The organism is Microbacterium sp. As-52 (assembly GCF_049949185.1).
Classification (GTDB): Bacteria; Actinomycetota; Actinomycetes; order Actinomycetales; family Microbacteriaceae; genus Microbacterium; species Microbacterium maritypicum_A.
In genome coordinates this window covers 852,387-863,128 of record NZ_CP188171.1, presented here as the reverse complement: position 1 = coordinate 863,128, position 10,742 = coordinate 852,387, and the positions used below count along the sequence as shown (strand labels likewise).

The 10,742-nt window shown below is 67.6% G+C and carries 12 protein-coding genes and 3 tRNA genes; 11 read left to right on the top strand and 4 right to left on the bottom strand.

Features of this window, described 5'->3' with window-relative positions; translation table 11 throughout:
- Positions 1–32 precede the first annotated feature (32 nt).
- Positions 33–167: a hypothetical protein gene (locus tag ACLFA2_RS04215; protein ID WP_268741822.1), complete on the bottom strand. Its 135-nt coding sequence runs from the start codon at positions 165–167 to the stop codon at positions 33–35.
- A gap of 87 nt (positions 168–254) precedes the next feature.
- Here ACLFA2_RS04215 and ACLFA2_RS04210 point away from each other — a divergent pair, with 87 nt between their 5' ends.
- From ACLFA2_RS04210 to ACLFA2_RS04165, 10 genes are all read left to right on the top strand, one after another.
- Positions 255–1,184, top strand: a complete 930-nt coding sequence (locus tag ACLFA2_RS04210; RefSeq protein WP_021199013.1) for a PfkB family carbohydrate kinase — start codon at positions 255–257, stop codon at positions 1,182–1,184.
- Between the two features lie 86 nt (positions 1,185–1,270).
- Positions 1,271–1,355 (top strand) — tRNA-Tyr (locus tag ACLFA2_RS04205).
- A 150-nt stretch (positions 1,356–1,505) separates the two neighbouring features.
- The gene (locus ACLFA2_RS04200; protein WP_426622087.1) at positions 1,506–2,141 is read left to right on the top strand and encodes a hypothetical protein; all 636 of its coding nucleotides are present in this window, start codon (positions 1,506–1,508) and stop codon (positions 2,139–2,141) included.
- A gap of 39 nt (positions 2,142–2,180) precedes the next feature.
- Complete coding sequence (locus ACLFA2_RS04195) at positions 2,181–2,672, top strand: FBP domain-containing protein (RefSeq protein ID WP_021199015.1); 492 nt, start codon at positions 2,181–2,183, stop codon at positions 2,670–2,672.
- Positions 2,673–2,718: 46 nt separating this feature from the next.
- A complete protein-coding gene (locus ACLFA2_RS04190; RefSeq protein ID WP_426622086.1) occupies positions 2,719–3,519 on the top strand; it encodes an enoyl-CoA hydratase/isomerase family protein in 801 nt (266 codons plus the stop codon).
- A 117-nt stretch (positions 3,520–3,636) separates the two neighbouring features.
- Positions 3,637–4,701 carry a hypothetical protein gene (locus ACLFA2_RS04185; RefSeq protein WP_426622085.1) on the top strand — a complete coding sequence of 355 codons (1,065 nt, stop codon included), beginning with the start codon at positions 3,637–3,639 and terminating at the stop codon, positions 4,699–4,701.
- A complete protein-coding gene (locus ACLFA2_RS04180) occupies positions 4,698–5,492 on the top strand; it encodes an inositol monophosphatase family protein (protein ID WP_029259810.1) in 795 nt (264 codons plus the stop codon). Before ACLFA2_RS04185 ends, ACLFA2_RS04180 begins: the two co-directional genes overlap by 4 nt.
- Before the next feature lie 121 nt (positions 5,493–5,613).
- Positions 5,614–6,822 carry a M23 family metallopeptidase gene (locus ACLFA2_RS04175; protein ID WP_021199018.1) on the top strand — a complete coding sequence of 403 codons (1,209 nt, stop codon included), beginning with the start codon at positions 5,614–5,616 and terminating at the stop codon, positions 6,820–6,822.
- 68 nt (positions 6,823–6,890) lie between these two features.
- A tRNA-Thr gene (locus ACLFA2_RS04170) sits at positions 6,891–6,962 on the top strand.
- Positions 6,963–6,997: 35 nt separating this feature from the next.
- A tRNA-Met gene (locus ACLFA2_RS04165) sits at positions 6,998–7,071 on the top strand.
- Positions 7,072–7,128: 57 nt separating this feature from the next.
- On the opposite strand, the gene ACLFA2_RS04160 is transcribed toward ACLFA2_RS04165, so the two are convergent.
- A complete protein-coding gene (locus tag ACLFA2_RS04160) occupies positions 7,129–7,839 on the bottom strand; it encodes an META domain-containing protein (RefSeq protein ID WP_426622084.1) in 711 nt (236 codons plus the stop codon).
- A gap of 161 nt (positions 7,840–8,000) precedes the next feature.
- Here ACLFA2_RS04160 and ACLFA2_RS04155 point away from each other — a divergent pair, with 161 nt between their 5' ends.
- Complete coding sequence (locus ACLFA2_RS04155; RefSeq protein ID WP_426622083.1) at positions 8,001–9,065, top strand: zinc-binding alcohol dehydrogenase family protein; 1,065 nt, start codon at positions 8,001–8,003, stop codon at positions 9,063–9,065.
- On the opposite strand, the gene ACLFA2_RS04150 is transcribed toward ACLFA2_RS04155, so the two are convergent.
- Together ACLFA2_RS04150 and ACLFA2_RS04145 are read right to left on the bottom strand one after the other, a co-directional pair.
- A complete protein-coding gene (locus ACLFA2_RS04150) occupies positions 9,054–9,842 on the bottom strand; it encodes a CPBP family intramembrane glutamic endopeptidase (RefSeq protein ID WP_426622082.1) in 789 nt (262 codons plus the stop codon). The two genes, ACLFA2_RS04155 and ACLFA2_RS04150, sit on opposite strands and share 12 nt — an antisense overlap.
- Positions 9,839–10,666, bottom strand: a complete 828-nt coding sequence (locus ACLFA2_RS04145) for a CPBP family intramembrane glutamic endopeptidase (RefSeq protein ID WP_347124991.1) — start codon at positions 10,664–10,666, stop codon at positions 9,839–9,841. Before ACLFA2_RS04145 ends, ACLFA2_RS04150 begins: the two co-directional genes overlap by 4 nt.
- Positions 10,667–10,742: the final 76 nt, after the last annotated feature.

Below are 10,742 nucleotides of genomic sequence, written 5' to 3'. Positions count from 1 at the left end.
AGGATCCTGACACGCGCGGAGCGCGTTGGACGTCAGCCGAAGATGTGCTCCACGATGCTCGAGGTGTAACCGGTCGGCGCGAGGTTCGTGTAGCGCGTGTCGATGAGCACATCGCGAACGACGAGGAGGAGGAACGCGGCGGCAGCGCCGGCGAGTCGGGGCTTCATGTCCACACCGTACTGCTCGTCGGCGGCGCGACGGGAGAGGAACGCGATGCAGCCCGTCGGTGCACGGCGCCACGATAGTGTCGGCGGGTGAGCAATCAGACTTCTTCCGCCGGTTCCGTTGTCGTGATCGGCGATGCCTTGATCGATGAGATCCGCGACGATTCCGGCGTCCGCGAGCTCGTGGGCGGTGCGGCACTCAACGTCGCCGTCGGACTGCGGCGGCTGGGAGTCGAGACGACGCTGATCGCCATGGTCGGGGAGGACGAGGCAGGCGCGCACATCCGCGAGTACCTGTCCGACCACGGCGTGCGCCTGATCGGGAGTGAGGCTCCCCTCGGCTCGTCCCGCGCGATCGTGCAGCGGGCGGCCGACGGCGAACCGCAGTACGTCTTCAACGAGGCCGCCCAGAGACGCAGCATCCGATACTCCGACGACGCTCGTCAGGCGATCGCCGACGCCGGGCTCGTCGCGATCAGCTGCTTCCCCTTCGATGAGCCGGCGGAGGTCGACGCACTGCGCGATGCCCTGGGAGACGCACGCGTCGCGATCGATCCCAACCCGCGCGCCGGGATGCTCAGCGACCGGGAGGAGTTCGTCCGCGGATTCGAACAGCTCGTGGCTTCGGCTGCCATCGTCAAGGTCGGTGCGGATGATGCGGCGATCCTCTACGACGGTGACCTCGACGCGCTGCGCGCGCGCCTGCGGGACCTCGGTGCTGCGGCCGTCCTCGCGACCGCGGGTGCCGACGGCGCCACGATCGACGCGGATGCCGGCATCGTCTCCGCCCCCATCGCGCAGCTTCCCGGCGCGGTGATCGACACCGTCGGCGCGGGGGATGCGACTCTCGCCGCCGTCGCAGAGGGCCTGGTCACAGCGTCTCCGTCCGACCTGGGGGAGTGGCGCGCACTGCTGCTGCGCGCGATGGATGTCGCCGCCGCGACCTGTCGCGCAGAGGGCGGACTCCTGCGGACGCCCGAGTCGCTGGAGGCCTCCGGTCGCGGCGTGAGCGGCAGCTGACGGTCCGATTTCTTGCACCCGCCTCCGACAGGTATGCTTGTCTCTCGTGCCCCCGGTTGGCTGTCGAAGTCGGACGGGTGCGCTCTGGCGAGTTACCCAAGCGGCCAAAGGGATCTGACTGTAAATCAGACTGCTCTGCATTCGGGGGTTCGAATCCCTCACTCGCCACCATCACCTCCGCGGAAGACTGCGGAAATCCGAGGGCCCACGCGATCACCGCGGGGGCCTTCTCTCATCCCCGCCTCCCGGATGTCGCCACCATGAATATGGTGGTCACTTGCTCCAGACGATCCGCGCCCGCGTCGACCTCGGAGCGCGACCATGAGCGCCCCCGCCGGGTGGTACACCGATGACCAGGGAGCGACGCGATGGTGGGACGGATCCCGATGGGATGGCGAGGCGCCGACCCCCGTGACGTCGGGAGACTTCCCGTCGGTCCCGGAGGGAACGAGCGCAAACACCATATGGGTGTGGCTGATCGTGCTCCTCCCGGTGCTCAGCGCGATCGCCGCCATCGGATACCTGGTGCAGATGCAGCAGGGGATGTTCGACATGCTCGCCGTCGTCCCGCTGGACGGCTCGTCGTCCCTCGACGTGGAGAGATTCATCGCCGCGGAGATCAACGCCTTCCTCACGCCGTGGTACCTGGTCCTGACGCTGTCGGGCTGGACGATCTACGGGCTCTCCGTCTGGTTCGCCGCCCTCGATGCCCGCGAGCTCGCCGGCCGAGGGTTCTCCCGACCTTTCCCCTGGGCGTGGACCTTCTTGTCCTCTCTCGTCTACGTGATCGGTCGTCATGTCGTGGTCCGTCGACGGGGAGGACGGGGGTCGGCGCCGCTGATCGTGATGATCGCCATCCAGGTCGTCTTTCTTCTCGCGGCGTCCGTCTGGGCATCGGTGTTCGCGGCTCAGCTGTTCGAGACGGTCTTCTCGATGGTCACGATGCGGCGGATGTGACGTGGCCCCGCGAGTGCGAACGGTTCATAGACTGGACTGATGCGACCGCTCACCGAAGCCGAAGTCCGGGCCTCGTTCGTCAATGCGGATGCCGACGAACTGCGCCTCATGGAGATGCCGCACGACTTCCTCCTCGTCGACTGGGACTATCTCGACTTCTTCGCCTGGCAGGATCCCGGCGCGAGTCGCCGTGGCTATGTGCTGATCCCGCACGACGAGGAGATCGTCGGCATCGTGCTGCGCGCGACGGATCCCGGACGTGCGCGTTCGGGCATGTGCAACATCTGTCACACGATGCAGCCCGGCAATCAGGTCGCGCTCCTTTCCGCACGTCGGGCGGGGGAGGCGGGGAAGCGCGGCGACTCGTTCGGCACCTACATGTGCGCCGACCTCTCCTGCCACGAGAACGTGCGTCTCGCCCACCCGCTCGCACCGAACGAGGTCAGGACTCCGGGGCAGGTCGACTTCCGCCTCGACGGCACGCGTCGCCGAATGGAGAGCTTCGTCTCGCAGGTCTGGGAGCGGGTCTGATCGCGGTTACGCTGGTCCCACACGTCCTGCGCTCGAAGGAGAAGCCATGAGTGATGCCATCCTGTTCGCCGTCGAAGAGGGATTGGCACGGCTGACGCTGAACCGCCCCGCTCGCCTCAACGCCTTCAACGCCGACCTCGCACACGCCTGGAAGGACGCGACGGCCGAGGCGACGTCGAGATCCGATGTGAAGGCGATCCTGATCGATGCCGTCGGCCCCGCTTTCTGCGCCGGGGGCGATGTGATCGACATGGCGACGACGATGGGGGCTTCCGGCGCGGAGATCACCGCTCTCGCCGAGGTCATCAACACCGGCATCCGCTCGTTGACGGAATCGGCGGTGCCTGTCGTCGCCGCTGCCCACGGCACCACGGCCGGCGGTGGTCTGGGGATTCTGCTGTGCAGCGACTATGCCGTGGTCGGCTCGCGATCGAAGCTCGGCAGCCTCTACGCGAACATCGGTCTGACTCCGGATCTGTCAGTCTCCGCTCAGCTCGCCCGTGCCGTCGGTCAGCGCCGTGCCCTGCAGCTCGTGCTGCAGGATCGACTGCTGTCGTCGGTGGAGGCTGTGGAGTGGGGTCTCGTCGCCGAGGCCGTCGAAGGTGCGGACGCCGTCTCCGAGGCGGAACTGGTGCGTGCTCGCGGCGAGGTGATCGCGCGATTCTGGTTGGCGGGCGCTGCAGACGCCTACGGCCAGGCGAAGCGGCTGGTGCGATCGCAGCCGGAGCGCACGTTCGTCGAGCAGCTGAGTGAAGAGGCGCGTTCGATCGGAGCAGCCCTGGAGACGCCGGATGCGCAGGCCAGAGTCGCAGCCTTCGCCGCAGCATCGGCGAAGAAGGCCGGCTGACCTCTCCTCCACAGAGGCAGAGATCGAGAAAGGTCTTTGGCGACGAGGGCGGCGCCCGTGGCATCTGCGGGCGCGCGTGGCAGGATGAAGGCATCGCCGCACGACGAGAGGATCGCCATGTCCCAGCCGGACATCACCACGCATCAGACGCAGGGTGAGAAGAAGAACATGTCGCTGCTCATCAGGGGTTCCCTGTGGATCGCCATCGGGGCCCTGATCGCCGCGGCGCTCGTGTGCGTCATCTGGGTGCTCATCGGCGATCAAGATGGTCTGATCGGCCGGGCGTTCCTCACGATTCTGCTGCTCGCAGCGTTCGCCGGCATCGCGATCCTCGAAGCCGGTCTCGCGCCGAACCGTCCCGACTGGCTCCAGTTGGCGAGCATGGTGAGCTGGATCGTCGCGCTCCTCGTCGGAGCCGTGAAGATCTGGCTGCCGGAAGACGGCTTCTACTTCGGTGCCGAGCGCTTCTTCCAGCTGCTCCTCGTGATCGGCATCCTTCAGCTCGCCCTGCTGCACGTGCGCCTGTTCACTCCCGCGGCGCAGCGATACGTCACAACATTCACCCGGGTCATCTACATCGTCACGATCACGTTCCTCGCTGGCCTCGTCGGTATGCTCGTGTTCTTCCTGGCTTTCCCGAACACGTTCCACTACGGCGAGCTCTACTGGCGCATCGTGGTCGCGCTGACGATCCTGGTGGCCGTCGGCACGACGCTGATCCCGCTGCTGAACGCGCTCTTCGCTCCCAAGAAGAAGACGCCCGCCGATCGCGCTGTGGCATCGCCGCCGTCCTGGCCCACCTACGCAGACGGCCTCACCCCGCTCCCAGCGCTTCCCGACGCATCGCCCGATTGGAACGCCTACTACACGGGTTACCCGACCGTCGTGCCGCCGCAGCAGGCGCTCGCCGCAGCGCCGGTCTCGAGTTTCCCGGTCGCGCCACAGCCCACATCGCCACAGCCCACATCGCCACAGCCCACATCGCCACAGCCCACATCGCCACAGCCCACATCGCCACAGCCCGCTGCTCCGCAGTTCACGCAACCGGTCGCCTCGCCGCAGGTGGCTCCGGGAGAGCATCCGGTGCCACCGGCGCCGGCCGCGCAGCCGACGGCTCCTCCGCAGGAGACCTTGCCGGCCTTCCCGCCGCCTCCCCCCGCCCCGCAGCGGCCTGCCCAGTGACACTCGAACTCGAGCTCCTCGAGCTCGCGAGCGAGATCGCGGAAGAAGCCGGACGGCTCGCGCGCACGCGTCGACAGGAGGGGGTGCGTCTGGCGGCCACCAAGTCGTCGCTGGCCGATATCGTCACCGAAGCCGATCGTGAGGTCGAGGCGCTCATCCGCGAACGCCTTCGGGCCGCGAGGGCCGACGACGGTTTCCTGGGGGAGGAGACCGGTGCCGAGGCCGGCAGCAGCGGGATCACGTGGGTCGTCGATCCGATCGACGGCACCGTCAACTATGCATACGGCATCCCGGCGTACAACGTGAGCATCGCCGCCGTCCGCGGCGATCCCGATCCGGAGACCTGGGAAGCACTCGCCGGTGCGGTCAACGCCCCCGCGCTCGGCGAGATGTTCACGGCCGCCCGCGGCCAGGGCGCATGGTCGAACGGCGACCGTCTCGAGGTGACCGGAGAGACCCCGGCCGGAGCGCTGCTCGCCACGGGGTTCGGCTACGACCCGACCACGCACGAGGGTGACATCGCCACCGTGGGGCGGGTGATGCCGATGGCCCGGGATCTGAGACGCATGGGAGCCGCAGCACTCGACCTCGCCTTCGTCGCGGCGGGGCGACTGGACGGATACTTCGAGCGGGGGCTTCGTCCGTGGGACTTCGCCGCCGGTGCCCTCCTCGTCGAAGAAGCGGGTGGTGTGGTGTCGCGCATCGACATCGACTCCCCACGTCCGATGCTGCTCGCGGGCGGGGTGGAAGTGCACTCGCGACTGCGCGCCATCCTCGACCAGAAACATTGAACGATTCATGGCATTCCCAGACTGATCAAGATATGGTTTATGCGATCGTTACTTTCGCCACCCGAAGGTGAAAGTCAAAGTTTGCGCCCCCCGAGCTTGACGCACGACCGAGAGAAACGCTTTGCCCTTCGAGACTTCCCAGGCTGCCTCTGCGCCCACGCGCCGGTCCAGCCGACTCCGCACTGCGGCCTCTGAGGCCCCCGCGGCGGGACCGACGGCACCCATCTCTGCCGCCGAATCCGCCGCCGCGCCCACTGCCGCCGCCCCCACTGCCGCGGTCGACGCCACAGCCGTCGCCCTGGCTGCTGTCGCCCCGCTTTCCCGGCGTGCCGCCCGCCAGCGCCCCACGGCCGACGATGTCGCCGCCGAGCCGCTGGTCGAGCCCTTCATCGCTCCGAACCCGGAGCCGATCATCGCCGATGTTCCCGATGTGCCCGGCGACGACGCCGACGCGTTCGAGCGTGCGTCCCGCGCGTTCCGTGCGACCGGTCCCGTTCCCACCGTCTCCGCAGCCGACCGTGCGCGGGCGCAGTCGGCGCGCGCCTCCGACGACGAGCCCGTCGCCTCCGTGCATGTGGCCGCCCGTCGTCCCCGCAACATCCGCAAGGCTGTGACTCTCAGCGCGACTGTCGGGGTGATGAGCCTCGCCGGTCTCCTCGCGGTGTCCATGACGCTCCCCGCCGAGGCGGTCGCCGGCGTGCAGGGTGCTTCGGCGGCATCGATGTCGCTGGTGTCGTCCTCCGCCGAAGAAGCGAAGGACACGGCCGAGGGTGAGATCCAGGCGTTCGTCGCGCCATCCGGTGTCGAGAGCGAGGCGCTCACCCGCGCCGATGACTTCAGCACGGTCTCGCTCGCCGAAGTCGCCGCGGAGCAGGGCATCAACTATTCGGGCGAGATCTTCACGAACGACCCCGACGCCGCGATCCAGTGGCCGTTCCTCGTCGGCGTGGGCATGAGCTACGGCTACGGCATGCGCAGCGGCCGCCTCCATGAGGGCATCGACTTCGTGCCGGGCAACGGCGCGCCGATCCAGGCCATCGCCGACGGCACGGTCCGCATCGCGACCGAACAGGGCGGTGCCTTCGGTGTCACGGTCTACATCGACCACGTCATCGATGGCCAGGTCATCACGAGCCACTACTCGCACATGCAGTACGGGTCTCTGAACGTCAAGGCCGGCGACACGGTGACGGTCGGCACTGTCGTCGGCAAGACCGGAAACACGGGCCGTTCCTACGGCGCCCACCTGCACTTCGAGCTCATCGTCAACGGATCGACCATCGACCCGATGCCGTGGCTCAAGGAGAACGCGGGTCGAACGTCGTACTGACCGGCTCGATTTCATGAGGACGCCACAGTGATGGTATTCTCGTACGGTTGCCCCGCGAGGGGCAGCACGCCCCGATAGCTCAGTGGCAGAGCACTTCCATGGTAAGGAAGGGGTCGTCAGTTCAATCCTGACTCGGGGCTCGCAAGCATTCTTCTCACGCGGACGGATGCCTCGCGGCAGGGTAGCTCAGCTGGTTAGAGCGCACGACTCATAATCGTGAGGTCGCGGGTTCAAGCCCCGCTCCTGCTACAGAACGAAACCCCGGTTCGCCGGGGTTTTTCTGGTTCCCGGGGTGCGATCCGAGCCTCAGCGCGCCGGTTGCAGGCCTCCGATGGGTGAGTCCATATCGCCGTTGACGTACATGTACCTGTCGACGATGTCGGCCGAGCGACCGACGCTCAGCCAGGTGTCGACGCCGTCGCACACGTTCGTCGTCTGGGGGACGAGCGCTTCCAGGTCGATCCTGCCGGAGGACTCCTGCGTCCATCGGCCGCTCAGGTCGTTGCATCCGTCGTTACCGTCAACCGTGCCGTCGGCGGAGAACCGCAGGTACGGGGTGCCGCCGACGCTCGCCTCCCAGTCTCCGACGGGGTCGGGGAGCGGCGGTGGCGTCTCGACCGGAATCTCGCCGCTCGCGATCCGGTCGTTCCGCTCGTGCATCGGGGCCAGGCCGACCTGGAACAGGATGCTGGTCACGATCGCCGACAGCAGGACGAGGACGACGCCGAGCAACGGGCCCCAGTACGCGGGCTTCCTCGTGTGTCGGGACACCACGGCGACGACCACCGCCGCGAGGACCGAGGCCCCGATCGCCCACGGATAAGCGGCGCGGGCGCCGAAGGCGAGATCCAGATCGCAGTCGCCTTCGCAGCCGACAGCGCTGAACGACTCGAGGATCTGCGCAAAGTACGTCACGAGGAAGATCAGAGGGATGAGGATCCACAGGCTGACCGCGAGTCCGCGCCGATCCGACCGTTCCTGGTCCGCTGTTCCGACCGAGGAGTTCGCCGCGCGCATGCCGTTGAATGTAACAGCCTCGCTGCTGGGTATCGCGATTCGGCGCTCCTTGCGGCGGGAACGCTCCGCCGAGGTCGCCCATCTCCACGATGCAGGCCAGTATCTTTTGGATACCAGGAGCGCTTGTGGGTAACTAGAGTGCTTCGGATAGCGTGACGCGCATGACAACCATGAACACTCCGAACTCCGCCTCCTCGTCGCATCCTCTCCCCGAGCGCATGCCCGCGATCGGCGCCCGCGGTCGGCGTCCCGTGACCGATCCCACGTCCCTCAGCGACATCTCGCTTCCCGTGCCGAACCCCGTCGGTCGAGATCTCCTCGTCGAGGTGCAGGGCGTGTCGGTCAATCCCGTCGACGTGAAGGTGCGCGCCGGCGCTCCCACGTCGGGTGCGCCGCGGATCCTCGGATATGACGCGGCGGGAGTCGTGGTCGCCGTCGGTGACGAGGTCACGCGTTTCGCGGTGGGGGATCGCGTCTACTACGCCGGGCAGATCGACCGCCCCGGCACCGACGCCCGATACCACCTCGTGAACGAGAACATCGTGGGGCATGCGCCGCACACGCTCTCGGTGGCCGAGACGGCCGCTCTGCCCCTCACCGTCATCACCGCCTGGGAGAGCCTGTTCGACCGCCTCGCCCTCACCCGCGAGAGCGAGGGCGTGCTCCTGGTGATCGGTGCCGCAGGGGGCGTCGGATCGTTGATCATCCAGCTCGCGAAGGCGCTCACCCGTCTCGAGGTCGTCGCGGTGGCCTCTCGGCCTGAGACGGCGGAGTGGGTGCGGAAGATGGGCGCGGATCACGTCGTCGGCCGTGACTTCACCAGCGAGGTGTCGGCGCTCGCTCCGACCGGTGTCGACTACGTGTTCACGTCGTTCACGCCCGGCAACGTCCGCGCGATCGCCGACGTCATCCGTCCACGAGGACAGGTGGTCTCCATCGACGAGACAGGGGGCAGCATCGACGCGCTCAAGACGAAGAGCGTCACCTGGCACTGGGAGCTCATGTTCACCCGGCCGGTCACCGACCCCGCCGATCACTACCAGCATGACCTGTTGGAGAGCGTCGCCGCACTCGTCGACGACGGCACCCTCCGCACCACGGTCACGACCCACCTCACCCCGCTGAACGCCGAGACCATGCGTCGGGCGCACGAGATCGTCGAATCGTCGCGCACCATCGGGAAGGTCGTCGTGACCGACTGGCCGGAGGCAGACCTATTGCAGTGAGGCCGACCCGAGCGCGGGGGTGCGCTCGTCCACTCCGCGGATCACGACCCAGACGATCGCGACACCGACGATCCCCACCAGCAGGTAGAGGAGGTTGGCGATCACGGAGACCCCGCTCGGCGTGCCCACCCCCGCGGCGAAGACCGAGAAGTCCCACACGCCGTGCAGCACCATCGCCCAGATGAGCGATCCGGTCACCCGGCGCAGGATGTAGAGCGCCGTCCCCATGAGGAAGGCGGTGCCCACCTGGCTGACGGTGCCGGCGAACGGTGCGCCGAGGAGCACGTTGACGAAGTGCATCACCGCGAAGAGGGCCGAGGAGAGGAGCCACACCCAGACCTCGGCGAACCGGGATCGCAGAGCCGTGAGCAGCAGTCCGCGGTGCACGATCTCTTCCGTGAAGCCGACCAGGAGGAGCACGAGCGAAGCGCCGAGGAACGCACTGCTGTACGCGCTCCAATCGGTACCGGCGAGATTCAGCACGGCGGCCACGGCGACCAGGATCGGTACGAAGATCGGCCAGGTGTGACGGCTGCGGTGCGCCTCGTGGATCGCCGGGCCCCACCAGCCGAGCAGGCTCGTGGTGATCGCGAGGAGAATCGTCGCGACGATGAGGGAGAGCCCGGCGCCGAAGAAGAGGTTGCCGGCGCTGTCGCCCCATGTGTCGTAGGGGATCCCCGTGGACTTCTGGATCGCGAACACCACGACGATGTAGCCGACCCAGATGACCAGGCCGATCCATACCCGCGGCTGCACGCGGAGCGACGGCGCCGTCATGCGGGGCGCGTCTCGGAGAGGGACGGCTGGGCGTCGCCGACGCGACCGCGGATGAAGAAGATCAGCACGAACCCGGTGATGATCACCGCGATGTTTCCGAAGGCGGCGAAGGCCGTGAGTGCACCGTCCGCGGGATACGCGGACTGCAGGAAGATGCTCGGGTCCGTGCTCGCGTGCAGCAGGATCGGTGCGATCAGCGTGCCGGTGACGCGAAGGGCCAGATACATCAGGATGCCGAAGGCGAAGGTGTACAGGACCTGGATCGCGGTGGTCAGCAGAGGCTGTCCCGAGAGCAGGTTGCCCGCGTGGAGGAGGGAGAACAGCGTGGCCGAGATCACCGCGACGACGATCTCGCGGTAGCCGGCCTTGCGCATCAGGGTCACGACCAGGCCGCGGGTGAGGACCTCCTCCGTCAGCCCGATCAGGAGTCCGGTGAGCAGCCACGTGAGGACGACGTCGACGCCGACAGCTCCATAGTCGATCGTGGCGAACCGGAGGATGTTGAAGAGCAGGACGACGACGATCGCGATCCACATCCAGCCACGGCCGCGGATCGGCTGCCGCGCGAAGAGCTCGCGCCACCATCCGACCGACAGGGTGAAGAGCGCCAGGATCACCGCTCCGATGATCTCGGGCAGCAGGTAGAACACTGCGACACCGGCTGTGCCCGCCGGGTCCTGGACCTGCTCGGCGAGAGGGGTGAAGACCAGTGACAACAGCTGGAACAGGGCGAAGTAGACGGCGGTGAGCAAGAGGGCTCGCCACCAGCCGCCCTTCTCCCAGAAGGTCTTCCAGAAGGATGCGGCGGGTGCGGGTGACGACACGGGGACTCCAGGCGAGGTGGGGGACGGCCTACTGGTCGTCAGTCTGGCGCAGACCGACATATCGCGTCCACCTGAT